The sequence below is a fragment of the Phenylobacterium sp. FG114 genome (assembly GCF_057809855.1).
In genome coordinates, this window is the sequence record NZ_JBMDKU010000016.1 from 61,981 (window position 1) to 75,608 (window position 13,628).

A 13,628-nucleotide genomic window follows, 5' to 3' on the forward strand; every position below is an offset into this window, starting at 1 on the left:
TGTCCCTCGTCTCCGTTTCCCCTGAAATTCTAGTGGCTAACGCCTCGGGCCGTGATCGCCTGCCGCGCCGTGGCCAGGATGATGGCGAGGTCGAGGCGGAACGACTGCCGCTCCAGATACTCCCGATCCAGTCTGACCTTCTCCGGGATCGGCAGTTCGTCGCGGCCGTTGACCTGGGCCCATCCGGTCACCCCGGGCCGCAGCTGGTCGACGCCGGCCTGGGTGCGCAGCTCGACTAGGTCGTGCTGGTTGAACAGCGCCGGCCGCGGCCCGACCAGGCTCATGTCGCCCCTCAGCACGCTCCAGAGCTGGGGCAGCTCGTCCAAGCTGGATTTGCGCAGGAAGCGGCCCACCGGCGTGATCCAGCGCTGCGGATCCTCCAACAGGTGGGTGGCCACGTCGGGTGTGTCGGTCCGCATCGAGCGGAACTTGGGCATGGCGAACTCTCGGTTGCCCTGCCCCACCCGCCGTGACCAGTGGATCGCCGGCCCCGGGCTGGTCAGGCGGACCGCGATGGCCAGCGCCAGAAGAACGGGCCACCCCACGGCCAGTCCCGCTAGCGCCACGATGATGTCGAAAGCCCGTTTCAGCACCGCCCGTTGTTAGCGCCCAGCGGACCCGCGCGCCACGTCAGCCTTCGCGTGCGATGGGCGGCGGCTTCTTCGCGCGCAGCTTCGCGGCCGGCTCGGGCGCCTCCGCAGCGGTCTCGGCCGCGAAGGGCGCGGGTTCCTCGATCACCGGCTCGGGCTCGGCGCCCAGCAGCGGCTCCGGCGTGGCCTCGGCGAACGACTCCGGCGCAGCGTCGGCCTGGGGGGCCGGTTCGACGACCGGTGCGATCTCCAGCACCGCGCTCACCGGCGCGGCCTCCCCGCCCACGGGCTCAGGGGAGGTCTCGATGAGGGCGCCGGGCGCGGTCGTGAGGACGTGCTCCATCGGCTCCACCACTGCGACCACCGGCTCGACGGCGAGGGCCGCCGGCGCCGGCAGGATCTTCGCCGCGCCCAGCATGGCCTCGAGGTTCACGGGACGCGCCCATTGGGTCATCCACCAGTAGGCCACGCCGCCCGCGGCGGCGGCGGCGAAATAGGACCAGAGCGGCGAGGCCGCCCCCATCAGCAGCTGGGGGCTCATCCGGGCCTGCGGCAGTTCGGGGAGGTCGAAAGACGCCATGGGAAGGTTCCTATGCGGCACGGGAATTGTGCGCCGCAACATAACATTCCCCACGGCTTCGCGGTTGCGAAACTATTGTGGCGAAAGGCCGTAGACGCACGCGCCGCCGCCGGCGCCCAGCGCTTGGGCGACCCAGCCGCAGATGGCGGCAAGCGGGGCCTCCAGGTCAGGCCCGTCCACCAGGACCAAGCCGCATCCGTTCATTTTCATCGGATCGCTCAAGGGGCGCATTCGCGTCTCGGCCACGATCATCGGGGCCACGACCTCGTCCTCCAGGTCGCGCAGGAAGCTGTCCAGCGTCTCGAGGTCCTTGATCGGCAGCCAGACCAGCGCCTGGGCCTTCGGGTTCTTCGCCCGCAGCGCCGCCAGGGTCTCGACGATCCGGCCGTAGTCGTCGGGCTTCTCGAACGGCGGATCGATCAGCACCAGGACCCGCCCCTGCGCGGGGCACTCGGCCACGGCGGCGGCATAGCCGTCGATGTTGAGTGTCCGCACGTTCTGGCGACCGCGCAGCGCGACGCGCAACGCCTCGTGTTCGTCGGGCCGCAACTCGCAGGCGATATACCTGTCCGCGGGGCGGAGGGCTTCGGCGATCAGCCAGGGCGACCCCGGATAGCGCCGCACCTCGCCCCCCGCGTTCAACGCCGCGACCCCCTGGGTCAGGGGCGCGAACTCGGCGGGAGCGTCCGGCGCCGCCATGAGCTTCACTATTCCAACCTCCGCTTCACCGGACTTGCGCGCCTCCGGCCCGGCCAGGTCGTAGAGGCCACGCCCCGCATGGGTGTCGATCACCGTCAGCGGCGGCCCCTTGGCAGTCAGCTCGGCCAGCAGGCGCAGCAGGCCGGCGTGCTTCACCAGGTCGGCGAAGTTCCCGGCGTGGAAGGCGTGGCGATAGTTCAAGGGAATCCGGGGGCTGCGGGAGGAACCGGCGTGGCCATACCACGTTGCCGCCGGGCAGGTGGAGGCTGGGATGCCAAAGGACATGAACGAGGCGCCGAAGGGCCTCAGCTACGTCAGCGATCAGGATCCCGGCATCCGCCGCAAGCCGGCGCGCGGACATGGGTTCAACTATGTGGGGGCCGACGGCAAGCCGATCGCCGATGAGGCGACGCTGGAGCGCATCCGGGCGCTGGCGATTCCGCCGGCCTGGACCGATGTGTGGATCTGTCCCGCCGCCCGCGGCCACATCCAGGCCACCGGCCGGGACCAGAGGGGCCGCAAGCAATACCGCTATCACGCCCGCTGGAGCGCCGAGCGCGGCCTTCACAAGTACGATCGCGTCCTGGCCTTCGGGCGCGCCCTCCCCCGCCTACGCAAGCGCGTGGAGGAAGACCTCGCGCGCCGTGGCCTGCCACGCGAGAAGGTGCTCGCCGCGGTGATCCGGGTGATGGAGATGACCCTGATCCGGGTGGGCAACGAGGAATACGCCAAGCAGAACAAGAGCTTCGGCCTGACGACGCTACGCGACCGCCACGCCAGGGTCGGCGCGACCAAGGCTGTCTTCGAATTCAAGGGCAAGAGCGGGAAGGTCCACACCACCGGCTTCAATGATCGTCGCCTGGCCCGGGTGGTGAAGGCCTGCCAGGACCTGCCGGGCCAACGTCTCTTCCAGTACCTCGACGACGACGGCCAGCGGCGCGCCGTCGAAAGCGCCGACGTCAACGCCTACATCCGCGAGACCTTGGGCGACGACTTTTCGGCCAAGGACTTCCGCACCTGGGCCGGCACCGTGGCGGCGGCCCGCGCCCTGACGATGCCCGAGTGCGCCGATCTCACCGCGTCCAAGCGCAACGTGAACACCTGCGTGAAGGCCGTCGCCGGCCTGCTGGGAAACACCGCCGCCGTGGCCCGCAGCGCCTACATCCACCCGGCGATCCTCGAGGCCTATGCCGCCGGCAAGCTGGACCTGAAGCCCGGCAAGGAGGAACGCGCCTTCGAGCTGGCGGTGCTGCGGTTCCTGGAGGCCGCCCGCTGACGTGCTGCGCGAGGCGTCGATCGCCTGGGTCGGCGCCCGCAAGCCCGATCTCGGCGGCGTCTCACCCAAAGCGGACTGACCCATCTCGGACGAAGTGGCCCTCGCGCTCCACGGCGCAGCTGCCTTACGCTGGCGGGATGGATCTACAGGCCTATTTCGACCGCATCGGCTTCACCGGCCCCGCGCGCCCCGACCTCGCCACCCTCAAGGCGGTCCAGCGCGCGCACGCGCTGGGGATCAGCTACGAGAACCTCGACGTCCAGCTCGGCCGTCCACTGACCACCGACCCCGCCGCGGCCTTCGACAAGATAGTCCGGCGCCGTCGCGGTGGCTGGTGCTACGAGATGAACGGCGTCCTGGGGGCCGCGCTCGACGCCATCGGCTTCAAGGTGACCCGCCTCGCGGGCGGCGTCATGCGAAGCCTGCGCGGCGATGACGCGCTGGGCAACCACCTCGTCCTGCTGGTCGACCTGGAGGGCGAGCACTGGATCGCCGACGTGGGCTTCGGCGACGGCCCACGCGAACCCTATCCCCTGCGCGCGGGCGCCTTCGCCTGCGACGGCTACGACTTCGCGCTGGAGCGGCTTGGGGACGGCGGCTGGCGGCTGCACAACCATCCGGCCGGCGGTGCGCCGAACTTCGACTTCGCCACCGATCCGGCGGACCCGGCCCTGCTGGCCGCGCAATGCCAATGGCTGCAGACCGCGCCCGAATCCCCATTCGTGATGACCGCCGTCGCCCAGCGGCACATGGAGGACGAGATCCGCATGCTGCGCGGCCGGGCCTTCCGTCGGATCACGCCGACGTCGCAGACCGACACGCTCATCGACACGGCGGACGACTTCGTGGCCCTGCTGAAGCGCGAGTTCGAGCTGGATGTGCCCGAAGCGGCTGAAATCTGGCCGCGCGTCATGGCGCGGCACGAGGAGCTGTTCGCCCCTCAGCCGCCCAGGAACGCAGAGATCTCGGCCAGCACCTGATCGTAACGTCCCACCAGGGCGTGACCGCCGGTGGGGAAGACAACGGCGCGGCCGCGTGGGGCCAGGTCCGCGATCTCACGAGCCCGGGCCGCCGTCCCGAACCGGTCGTCCTCGGCGCTGATCGCCAAAATGGGGCAGCCGATCTGCCGAATGGGGTAAGGCCTGCGACGCGCCGCCGTCTCCACGTCGAACTGCATGCCCCGGCTGCGCGCACTGATCGGCAGGAGATGGTCCAGGACCTGCTGGACGCGCGCACGCTCGGCCGGCGAGGCGCGGCGCACGACGGCGCTGTCCACGCCCAGCATCATCTCGCTCATGCCGCCTGGCGCGATCGGCGTGGCCTTCAGCATCGCCCAGCTGACGAAATCGGATTTGAACATCGCCGCGACGAGCGGCCCTCCGCGGATCGCGGTCCCCTCGGGCAGATAGTCGGCCGGGACCAGGAGGATCAGCGCGCGACAGCGCTCCGGATGCCTTGCGGCGAACTGAATGGCCGACCAGGCCCCGGCCGAGATGGCCACGACCGCCGCCTTGTCGACGCCCTCGCGGTCGAGCAGTTCAGCGTAGGCGTCGGCCTGCATCTCCGTCGTCAGGCCCCGCGGCAGATCCGAGCCGAGATAGCCGAAACGCGACGGCGCGATGACCCGATAGCCGCGTCCCGCCATGGCGCCGGTCATGTCCAGCGCCTGGTCGAAGCCGCCCGCCGCCCCGTGGATCGCCAGGACGGGCGCCCCCTGCCCCTTCGCCGCGTACTCCAGCCGGCCAAAGCGCGTCGGCATGACCTCGCTCACGCCGGACACCCTGTGGCGAGCCGCCGCCAGATCGCGCTGGAAGGCCGCGAACACGGCCACTGCGCCGAGCGCCAACAGAACCGCGCCGAAGATCAGGAACCGACGCATCGCCGATGGCCCCCCGCATGGAGCCTCAACGCTGGGGCCGAAGAACGGCCCGCGCCTTGATCAATGTCGGTAGGTGAAGCCGATCCGGAAGGTTCGGGGCGCGGAGTAACTCTCCACTCCATCCGCGGTCTCGCCCACCTCCAGCTTGCGGTCCGTCAGGTTCTCCGCCGCCAGATAGACCTCGGCGTTCCCGGTGAACCGCCAGGTGGCGCGCGCGTCCACCAGCACCCCGTCCGACAGGCGGCGGCTGTTCAGGTCGTCCTCCCAGCGTCCGCTCTCGTAGCGAACGTCGGTCGTGAGGCTCACGGCGTCGCTGGGCCGGAAGTCGAGGCCGCCGGTGACGGTCCACTTCGGCGTCTGCGCGGGCCGCAGGCCGGTGAGTTGCGGCGCCGCCTTCCCGCCGTGCACCTCGGCGTCGGTGTAGGCTGCCGCCGCGCGCCACGACAGTGCGGCGACGATATCGCCCGAGGCCTCGCCTTCCAGACCCCAGGCCTCGATCTCGCCGGCGTTCTGCCGCTGGCGCAGCGTGCCGCCCGCGGGCACGAACCCCGCCAGCGGGAAGGTCCCCGGCCCGACGCCGATGGTGACGTTGGTGATCGGGTCCTTCAGTCGGTTCCAGAACACGTCGGCCGACCAGCGGACCGAGCCGGCGTTCCCCCCAAGGCCCGCTTCAACGCCCTGCAGCGTCTCGGGCTTCAGCGTCGGATTGGCCTCGGTGATGTCGTTCCCCACCCGGAACGGTCGGTGCAGTTCGTTCAGCGTCGGCGCCCGGAAGCCGGCATAGGCCGCCGTGCGCAGGTAGAGGCCTTCGCTCACCGCGTAGCGCACGCCGACGCGCCCGGTCGGCGTCGTGTCCGAGCGGTTGGGGGCCGAGGAGTCCAGGGTGACGGCGCCGCTCGCGGTGTCGCGCTCGACCCGCATGGCGTCATAGGCGCGGCTGCGGTCGATCCGCACGCCGCCGGTCAGCAGCCAGGGCCCCTGGTCCAGCGCGGCCTCGACATAGGCGCCGGCCACCAGGGTCTTGCCCCCGGCCTCGCGGTCTCGCGTGAAGGCGCCGTTCATGAACCGGAACCGCTCGTGCTCTGTCCCGTCGGTCAGGCGCACGTCGGCGCCTACCTCCCAGTTGACCGCCCCGGCCCTGCCCTGCCAGGCGGCGTTCAGGCCGTAGCCCGTGGCCGGGGTGTTGTATTGGTCGTTCGCGGGGGTGGTCCCGACGCGGCCGGGCGCGACGGCCACCGAACTGTTCTCCAGGTCGCTCTTGCGCACCCAGCCTTGCAGCCGCCAGCCGCCCACGCCCTCGGACGCCGGCTGGGCCAGGGTCAGCGTCGCCGACTGACCCGTGGTGTTCGACCGCGCGCCGACCAGCCCCGCCTCCTGGTTCACCTGGAAGGCCGAGAGTCGCAGCGCCACCTGGACGCCGGAGATCTCGCGCTGCAGCCGCACCGCCACCGAGGCGTCGTCAAGCCTCAGCCGGGCATCGGCCGCGCCGCGCCGCGGACCGCGCACGGCATAATATCCGTCGGTCCGCGAGCCGGCCGCCGTCACCAGCAGGCCCGGGAGGCCCGCCACCACGGCGGCCCGATAGCTATCCCGCTCGCCGCCGGAGACGTCGGCCACGGCCAGGCCGTCCGGCGTGGCGCGTTCCTGCAGCGCCACCACCCCGGTCAGCGCGCCTGCGCCGTACGGTCCCGCACCCGCGCCGCGTACGACCGTGGCGCCTTCGATGCCTTCGGAGGGCAAGCCGCTCCAGATCACCCAGCCGCCGAACGGGTCGTTCTGCGGCGCGCCATCCAGCGTCACCAGCGCCCGGCCGGCCCCCGAGGGCGCGATGGCGCGCAGCGACAGGCCCTGGGTGGTGGGATTGGCGGCGCCCGATCCGGTTCTGCGGAATAGCGAGACGCCAGGAGCGGTCTTCAGCGCCTCGTCCAGCCGGGGTTCGTTCCTGAGCACCTCGGGGCCGATCTGCACCGCGCTGAAGGCGGCCTCGCCCCCGAGCGGCGCCAGCCGCGGGGGATGGACCACCACGATCTCGACTTCCGAAGCGGGCGGGGGCGGCATATCGGGCATGTTGACTCGTGCGTGTGAAGCGGCGAACGCCGCGAGGGCTAGTCAGGCGGGAGGAAGAGCGCAATGGCCAAGGTCGCCATCGTCACGGGTGCGGGCAGCGGGATCGGCCGGGCGGTGTCCTCGACGCTCGTTCGTTTGGGGTGGAGCGTTACACTCGCCGGGCGCCGCCCCGATGTCTTGGAGGAAACAGCCAGGCTGGCGGGTGGCGAGACGCTGGTCCATCCCACGGATGTCGCGGACGAGGCCTCGGTGGACGCCCTGTTCGAGGCGACGAAGGCCCGCTTCGGCCGCCTGGACCTGCTGTTCAACAACGCAGGGACCGGCGCGCCTCCCACGCCGCTCGAGGACCATTCCCTCGAACACTGGCGCCGCGTGGTCGACGTGAACCTGACCGGCGCCTTTCTCTGCACCCGCGCCGCGTTCCGTATCATGAAGGATCAGGACCCGCGCGGCGGGCGGATCGTCAACAACGGCTCGATCTCGGCGCACGCGCCGCGGCCGCGGTCCATCGCCTACACCGCCACCAAGCACGCGATCACCGGCCTGACCCGCTCGACCTCGCTGGACGGCCGCGCCTACGACATCGCCTGCGGCCAGATCGACATCGGGAACGCCGCCACCGACATGACCCGCGCCATGGCCAGGGGCGTGCCGCAGCCCGACGGCTCGCTCAAGGTCGAGCCCACGATGGACGTCCAGGCGGTCGCTGACGCCGTGGCCTACATGGCGGGGCTGCCGCTGTCGGCCAACGTCCAGTTCATGACGGTGATGGCGACTCAGATGCCGTTCGTGGGGCGGGGCTGAGCCGCGCAAGGCCGCGACAGGGCGTCGCAAGCTGCGCCGTGGAGCGCTGCACAAATTAACGGCTCCCCGAGAGGAGAATGCCGATAACTTAACGCCGTTCTCTTTGCATTGCACCATTGTTGCTGCGGCGCAGCAACTTAACGCTTGCGTCAGGGGAAACCTCCGGGAATCTATGGGCCATCGGCGGCAGACACGGTGAGCGTCAGTACTCCCGGCCCGCTGAGAGGAACGCTGGAAAGGGGTTGGCTCAACCCTTGTCCCGGAAACAAACGCCATGATCCGTACCCTGACCATCGCCGCCGCGGCCGCAATGCTCGTCGCCGCCCCCGCCAGCGCTCAGTCGATGAAGGTCGCCGTCGCCGGCAAGACCACCGCGCAACTGCACGCCGACATCTCGAAGGCCGCCAAGAAGGTCTGCAGCCAGGCCGTCGTGGGCGCCTCGTTCCCGCGCGAAATGTACGCCTCGTGCTTCAAGCACGCCGTGGCCGACGCCGTGGCGCGCGCCAACGACCCGGCCCTGGCCGCGGCCGCCGGCATCACGCTGGCCTCGCGCTAAGCCTTTCAGCTTGCGCCGAACGGAACCGGAGCCGGGGTCTCGACCTCGGCCTCGGCGAAGTTCGGCGCGCGCTTCTGCATATTGCTCATCACCGCCTCGATCTGGTTCGGCGACCCGATGAGCGCGGTCTGCTCGCGGCTCTCTTCCATCAACACCTCGCGCTGATCGGCCTCCGCCGCCAGGTTCAGCAGCCGCTTGGCCCCGCGGATCGCATGCGGGTTCTTCCCCGCCACGTCCTTCGCGAACGCCAGCGCCTCGGCCCGCGGGTCGGCGGTCAGGCGGGTGACGAAGCCCAGTTGATGCGCCTCTTCGCCGGAGAAGACCCGGCCCGAATAGGTCAGCTCGCGCGCGATGTCGTCGCGGACCAGTTGGCGCATCAGGACCAGGCCGGCCATGTCCGGCACCAGCCCCCACTTGATCTCCATCACCGACATCTTGGTGTCGGGCGCCACGAAGCGCATGTCGGGACCGCAGGCGAGCTGGAAGCCGCCGCCGAACGCCACGCCGTGCACCGCGGCGATCACCGGCACGGGGATCTCGCGCCAGACCATCACCGCATGCTGGGCGCGGTTCGAACCACCCGGCGTGCGGTTGGCGGTGACCAGGGCGCCGGTCGTGCCCTGCCCCCGCTCACGCGTCCCCGACGCCATCTGCGAGAAGTTGCCCATGTCGAGGCCGGCGCAGAACGCGCGGCCCTCGCCCGACAGGACCACCGCACGCAACCCTGCCTCGCCCTTCAGCCGTTCGCCGGTCTGGATCAGGGCCTCGAACATGGCGTTGTCCAGGGCGTTCATCTTGTCGGCCCGAACCAGACGCACGTCGGCGACGCCGCCCTGGATATCCACCGTCACACGGTCGTTCATCTGAGGTCTCCTCCTACCGCTTCGCGAGCACGTAGCCGGCGCGCGGGAAATGCACATGCACCACGTCCAGCTCGCCGCATTCGCGGGCCAGGGTGACGCGGTCGTGGGTCAGGTTCACCAGCACGCCCTCCACGGGGTCGCGCCCGTAGTCGTCGGCCTGGACGACCACCGCATCGCCCCGCTTCAGGCCGGACGGGTCGCCGGCCGTGCAGATCCCGGCATCCACGGGCTCGCTGGTCATCGCCGCCTGCAAAGCCTCGGCCGGCTTCATCTCCGTGCGCTCGCCGTGACCGACCGCCTTCAGGCGGTCGCGCCAGGCCTGGACGCGCGGCAGGCCTGTCAGTAGCTCGTCGGCGACCTTCGGAGAGGCGGCGCCGAGCCACCAGACGTTCATCCACGCCGCCACGTCGGCCAGCGACGGCGTTTTACCGCCCAGGAAGTCGCCGGACAGCCCGTCCTCGAGCCAGCCCGCGTAGGCGCGCCACTGCTGGCGCATGAACGGCGCCGCGGCCTTCATCGCGCCCACGTCGAACGGCCGGCCCGACAGCTTCTCGCGGTCGGCGATGAACTCCTTGGGGACCAAGTCACCCATCTCGGCGAAGATCACCGCCACGCTGGCCTGGAACCATAGCCGGTCGGCCCAGAGGTTCACCGCCCAGTCGGCGCCGGCCACCACCTTCGGCGCCGGATGCCGCGCCTCGATCTCCGCCAGGATCACCTGGGTGTCGCAATAGATATCGGCCCCGATCTGCATCACCGGGATGCGCCGATAGCCGCCGGTCAGCGGGATCAGGTCGGGCTTGGGCATGATCACCGGCTGGATCACCGAGCGCCAGCCGAGCCCTTTGATCCCGAACATGAGGCGCACCTTCTCCGAAAACGGAGAGGTGTCGTAGTGGTGGAGGATGATCTCGGGCGCCGGCATCTAGACCACCACCACGCCCACGCCGGGCGGATTGGCGTACAGCGCCTCGACCAGGGCGTGGCGTCGCTCCAGCGTGGCGCGCTGGTTCACATAGCCCTTGTCGGTGATCTCGCCCGCGTCGATCGACGGCGGCTCCAGCATCAAGACGAACCGGCCGATGCGGCGCGACGACCCGCCGGCCGTGGCGTTGAACTCGGCGATGCGGGCCCGCAGCACCTCCTTCAGCTTCTCGACCGGGTTGTCGCCCAGGGTCGGCATCGCCGCCGGCGACGGCCAGACCAGCGCGCCGGCGAACGGCTTGTCCTGCCCGGCGATCACCATGTCGAAGGCGTAGGGCGTGCAGGCGGCGACGAGGTCGGGCCGCAGCGTGCCGACCGAGACCCAGGTGCCCGAGTCCAGCTTGAAGTCCTCGGTGACCCGGCCGTCGAACACCAGGCCCAACTCCGGCTGCTCCGGGTCCAGGAACCGGCAGGCGTCGCCCAGCTTGTAGAAGCCTTCCTCGTCGAAGGCGGCCTTCGTCTTCTCGGGGTCGTTGTGATAGCCGGTCGTGACCGTCGGCCCCTTCACGCGGACCTCCAGCTTCGAACCGTTCGGCACGAGCTTCAGCGTGATCCCGGGCAGCGGCAGGCCGATCAGGCCCACAAGCTCGGTGATCCAGTGGACCACGGTGATCCCCTGCGTCTCCGTCGCGCCGTACATGGTGGTCAGCGGGATGCGGTAGCCGGTCTCGGCGATGGCCAGCGCCTGCAGCCGGTCCGACACGTCGCTGGACAGCGTCGCGCCGCCGTAGCCCATGCTGCGCATGTTCTTGAAGAAGCTGGCCCGCAGGACGGGATCGCGCTCCATCGCCTCGACCAGCATGCCGAAGGCCACCGGCGCCGACCCGAAGACCATGGGCGAGATCTCATAGAGGTTCTTGATCGTGGTCTCGAACATGCCGGGGATCGGCTTGCCCTCGTCCAGGTGCAGCGTCGCGCCGTTCCACATGGCGCCGTTGAACCCGATGTTCCCCGCCGAGATGTGGCTCCAGGGCATCCACTCCAGCGCCTGGGGGATGGCGTCGGGATCGGCCGGCTCGTCGCGCAACCCCTCGGTGCCGGCGATCACGCCCGCGAACATGCCGTGGGTCTGCGGCACGCCCTTGGGCATGCCGGTCGACCCCGACGTGAACAGGTACTTGGCCACCGTCGAATGGTTCAGCGTCTCGCGCGCCGCCTCGACGGCCGGCGTCGGCTCGGTCGCCGTGAGCTCGGCCAGCGGCGTCGTCCCATTCCCGCCGTCGACGGTCACGAACCGCAGCGACGGGTCGATCGCCCTCAGCGTCTCGAAGGCGCGCGCGAACATGTCGCTGTTCTGGGCGAACACCACGCGCGGCTTCACCGTGGCGAAGCAGTGCTTCAGCTTGGCGTGGTCGGTGGAGATCAGGCTGTAGGCCGGGCTGATCGGCGCGATCGGCACGCCCGCGGTGTAACAGCCCAGCATGACCAGCGCGTGCTCGACCGAGTTGGCCGACAGCACCATCACGCTGTCGGCGCCCGTCAGTCCCTGGCTCAGGAGCCACTGGGCGATGCCGTCCGCGGCGCGCTTGGCCTCGCCGTAGGTGACCCCACGCCAGGGCCCGTGCCCAGGCTCGCGCTGCAGGATGTAGGGCCGGTCGGGATGCGCCGCGGCCTTCTCGGCCAGCAGGTGGGCGATCGACCGCGGCCCCGCCGCCGGCGGGTGGTTCGAGCGGACATAGTAGGTCCCGTCCGCGGTCTTCTCGACGGTTACGTCTGGCTGCTTCTGAGGAAGAGCCTTGAACGGCGGCAGCGTCGCGGCGGCGGCGCCCTGATCGTCGGCGGGGCTCATGCCCGTCCTCCCGGTTTTCGTTGTTCGCAAGACCCTACGCCAGCCGCCGGGGCCTGCAACCGGGACGCCACGTCAAGCAGGCGTGAGGGTTCCCCAACGAGACCGGTCCGTCGCCTAGCCGAAGGCCGGCGCGAAGCGGATGTTGTCGCGTTCCAGGCCCTTCAGCACCACGTCCACCCCGCCGGACTTGATCATCCACTCCAGGCGGTGGTCGCGGTATTCGCGCTTGAAGAGGCCCTTTTCCACCAGCTCGGCCACGTTCGGCATGGTGGCGCCCGAGGCGTTCAGCGCGGCGATGTCGGCGGCGCAGGCGGCCACCGAGGGCCGGGCGTTGGCCCGCGCCAGCCAGGCCGCCAGCTTCGAGCCTTCTGCCGGCGGGACGCCATGTCCCACCGAGCCGTTGAGGTAGGGGACCACCGACAGGTCGCCCCAGCCGAACGTCTCGCCGTTGAACCACTCTCGGTCGCCGAGCTGCTTTTCCAGCCAGGCGAAGAAGCCCTCGGTCTGCTGGCGGGCAGCGACGAACATCGCCTCGGCCTGGGCCCCCTCCGCTCGGCGGAACCAGCGGATCTCCGAGAGTCCCCAGTTGATCGCCTCGAAGTGGGTGTCCATCACCTCCTCCAGCATCCGGACACGGGCGCGGTCGGCGGCGGAGGGGGGCCGCATCGCCGGCTCCGGATAGGCGTCGTCGAGGTACTCCAGGATGATGGTGGAATCGAAGACCCGGACATCTCCATCCACCAGCGCCGGCACCTCCGCGCGGGGACTGGCCTCGACGAATGGCCCCGCCGCGCCGCCGGCGCCCAGCCCGCCCGGCATGGGCGCCTTATAGGCCAGGCCCTTCTCGCGCAGCGCGATCTTGACCTTCTGGGCGTAGGGCGAGAGCGGGTGGTCGTAGAGCGTGATCATGTGCGCATCATCTCGTCGAAATCCATCTTCTGGGCGCGCTTGGCGGCCTGGAAGCCTGGGCGGGCCACAAGCCTTTCCCAATAGGTCTTGATCGCGGGCGAGAACCGCTCGTCCAGCTTGAGCTGTCGTGCGAGCAGCAGCGCGTAACCCACGGAAATATCAGCCGCCGTGAACCGACCGGCGCAGAGCCAGTCGCCGTTCTCCAGCGCCCGATCCACGTGCCGGAGGCGGCTGAGGAACCACTTGGCGTAGTCGTCGGCCACCACCTCGGCCTTGCCCGGCTCGAACTGGCGGTAGCGCAGCACCAGCGTCTGCGGGAAGGTCAGCGTCGCCTCGCCGAAATGCAGCCAGTTCAACCAAGCGCCATAGGCTGGATCGTCCGCCGCCACGGCCAGGTCGCTCGGCCCGTAGCGGGTCACGAGGTACTGCACGATGGCCGCGCTCTCGGTCATGAAGGTCTCGCCGTCCTTCATGGCCGGGATCGTTCCCAGCGGGTTGATCTCCAGATAGGCGGGTTCGCGCACCCGGGGCGGGAACGGCAGCAGGTGCAGCTCGTACGGAAGTCCCAGTTCCTCCAGCGCCCACAAAGGCCGGAATGACCGCGCGTCCGGGCAGTGCCACAGCTCGATCAT

General features: G+C 70.3%; 14 protein-coding genes. 4 read left to right on the plus strand and 10 right to left on the minus strand.

Going from position 1 to position 13,628, the window contains the following annotated elements; translation table 11 throughout:
- Positions 1 to 29: 29 nt before the first annotated feature.
- From ACODSY_RS22540 to rlmJ, 3 genes are all read right to left on the minus strand, one after another.
- Positions 30 to 590 (minus strand): sugar transferase, encoded by a 561-nt coding sequence (locus ACODSY_RS22540; RefSeq protein WP_488954196.1) that lies wholly within the window; start codon positions 588 to 590, stop codon positions 30 to 32.
- Between the two features lie 40 nt (positions 591 to 630).
- Positions 631 to 1,170 carry a hypothetical protein gene (locus ACODSY_RS22545; RefSeq protein WP_488954140.1) on the minus strand — a complete coding sequence of 180 codons (540 nt, stop codon included), beginning with the start codon at positions 1,168 to 1,170 and terminating at the stop codon, positions 631 to 633.
- A 72-nt stretch (positions 1,171 to 1,242) separates the two neighbouring features.
- Positions 1,243 to 2,070 (minus strand): 23S rRNA (adenine(2030)-N(6))-methyltransferase RlmJ, encoded by an 828-nt coding sequence (gene rlmJ / locus ACODSY_RS22550; protein ID WP_488954141.1) that lies wholly within the window; start codon positions 2,068 to 2,070, stop codon positions 1,243 to 1,245.
- Positions 2,071 to 2,140: 70 nt separating this feature from the next.
- Here rlmJ and ACODSY_RS22555 point away from each other — a divergent pair, with 70 nt between their 5' ends.
- Complete coding sequence (locus ACODSY_RS22555; RefSeq protein WP_488954142.1) at positions 2,141 to 3,145, plus strand: DNA topoisomerase IB; 1,005 nt, start codon at positions 2,141 to 2,143, stop codon at positions 3,143 to 3,145.
- A 137-nt stretch (positions 3,146 to 3,282) separates the two neighbouring features.
- Positions 3,283 to 4,125, plus strand: coding sequence for an arylamine N-acetyltransferase family protein (locus tag ACODSY_RS22560; RefSeq protein WP_488954143.1), 843 nt, complete (start codon positions 3,283 to 3,285; stop codon positions 4,123 to 4,125).
- Here ACODSY_RS22560 and ACODSY_RS22565 read toward each other — a convergent pair.
- Positions 4,086 to 5,024: an alpha/beta fold hydrolase gene (locus tag ACODSY_RS22565; RefSeq protein ID WP_488954144.1), complete on the minus strand. Its 939-nt coding sequence runs from the start codon at positions 5,022 to 5,024 to the stop codon at positions 4,086 to 4,088. The genes ACODSY_RS22560 and ACODSY_RS22565 overlap by 40 nt on opposite strands.
- Positions 5,025 to 5,084: 60 nt before the next feature.
- Entirely contained in the window at positions 5,085 to 7,091 is a 2,007-nt protein-coding gene (locus ACODSY_RS22570) for a TonB-dependent receptor (RefSeq protein WP_488954145.1), read from the minus strand.
- Between the two features lie 63 nt (positions 7,092 to 7,154).
- Between ACODSY_RS22570 and ACODSY_RS22575 the strand changes: the two genes are divergently transcribed.
- Together ACODSY_RS22575 and ACODSY_RS22580 are read left to right on the plus strand one after the other, a co-directional pair.
- Positions 7,155 to 7,895: an SDR family oxidoreductase gene (locus ACODSY_RS22575; protein WP_488954146.1), complete on the plus strand. Its 741-nt coding sequence runs from the start codon at positions 7,155 to 7,157 to the stop codon at positions 7,893 to 7,895.
- A gap of 274 nt (positions 7,896 to 8,169) precedes the next feature.
- Positions 8,170 to 8,451: a hypothetical protein gene (locus ACODSY_RS22580; RefSeq protein ID WP_488954147.1), complete on the plus strand. Its 282-nt coding sequence runs from the start codon at positions 8,170 to 8,172 to the stop codon at positions 8,449 to 8,451.
- Positions 8,452 to 8,456: 5 nt separating this feature from the next.
- Here the strand turns inward: ACODSY_RS22580 and ACODSY_RS22585 are convergent, their stop codons facing one another.
- The 5 genes from ACODSY_RS22585 to ACODSY_RS22605 all read right to left on the minus strand — a co-directional run bounded on the left by ACODSY_RS22585 (position 8,457) and on the right by ACODSY_RS22605 (position 13,628).
- A complete protein-coding gene (locus ACODSY_RS22585; protein WP_488954148.1) occupies positions 8,457 to 9,314 on the minus strand; it encodes a crotonase/enoyl-CoA hydratase family protein in 858 nt (285 codons plus the stop codon).
- Between the two features lie 13 nt (positions 9,315 to 9,327).
- Positions 9,328 to 10,239, minus strand: a complete 912-nt coding sequence (locus ACODSY_RS22590; protein WP_488954149.1) for a glutathione S-transferase family protein — start codon at positions 10,237 to 10,239, stop codon at positions 9,328 to 9,330.
- A complete protein-coding gene (locus tag ACODSY_RS22595) occupies positions 10,240 to 12,087 on the minus strand; it encodes an AMP-binding protein (protein ID WP_488954150.1) in 1,848 nt (615 codons plus the stop codon). It abuts the gene before it with no gap.
- A gap of 114 nt (positions 12,088 to 12,201) precedes the next feature.
- Complete coding sequence (locus tag ACODSY_RS22600; RefSeq protein WP_488954151.1) at positions 12,202 to 12,996, minus strand: glutathione S-transferase family protein; 795 nt, start codon at positions 12,994 to 12,996, stop codon at positions 12,202 to 12,204.
- A complete protein-coding gene (locus tag ACODSY_RS22605; RefSeq protein WP_488954152.1) occupies positions 12,993 to 13,628 on the minus strand; it encodes a glutathione S-transferase family protein in 636 nt (211 codons plus the stop codon). Before ACODSY_RS22605 ends, ACODSY_RS22600 begins: the two co-directional genes overlap by 4 nt.

Bases quoted from the DNA above. Each gene is read 5' to 3' on its own strand.
- ACODSY_RS22605 (WP_488954152.1), bottom strand. From the start codon at position 13,628: ATGATCGAGCTGTGGCACTGCCCGGACGCGCGGTCATTCCGGCCTTTG.
- ACODSY_RS22565 (WP_488954144.1), bottom strand. From the start codon at position 5,024: ATGCGTCGGTTCCTGATCTTCGGCGCGGTTCTGTTGGCGCTCGGCGCA.
- ACODSY_RS22575 (WP_488954146.1), top strand. From the start codon at position 7,155: ATGGCCAAGGTCGCCATCGTCACGGGTGCGGGCAGCGGGATCGGCCGG.
- ACODSY_RS22600 (WP_488954151.1), bottom strand. From the start codon at position 12,996: ATGATCACGCTCTACGACCACCCGCTCTCGCCCTACGCCCAGAAGGTC.
- ACODSY_RS22555 (WP_488954142.1), top strand. From the start codon at position 2,141: ATGCCAAAGGACATGAACGAGGCGCCGAAGGGCCTCAGCTACGTCAGC.
- ACODSY_RS22580 (WP_488954147.1), top strand. From the start codon at position 8,170: ATGATCCGTACCCTGACCATCGCCGCCGCGGCCGCAATGCTCGTCGCC.
- ACODSY_RS22585 (WP_488954148.1), bottom strand. From the start codon at position 9,314: ATGAACGACCGTGTGACGGTGGATATCCAGGGCGGCGTCGCCGACGTG.
- ACODSY_RS22545 (WP_488954140.1), bottom strand. From the start codon at position 1,170: ATGGCGTCTTTCGACCTCCCCGAACTGCCGCAGGCCCGGATGAGCCCC.
- ACODSY_RS22590 (WP_488954149.1), bottom strand. From the start codon at position 10,239: ATGCCGGCGCCCGAGATCATCCTCCACCACTACGACACCTCTCCGTTT.
- ACODSY_RS22560 (WP_488954143.1), top strand. From the start codon at position 3,283: ATGGATCTACAGGCCTATTTCGACCGCATCGGCTTCACCGGCCCCGCG.
- ACODSY_RS22595 (WP_488954150.1), bottom strand. From the start codon at position 12,087: ATGAGCCCCGCCGACGATCAGGGCGCCGCCGCCGCGACGCTGCCGCCG.
- ACODSY_RS22570 (WP_488954145.1), bottom strand. From the start codon at position 7,091: ATGCCCGATATGCCGCCCCCGCCCGCTTCGGAAGTCGAGATCGTGGTG.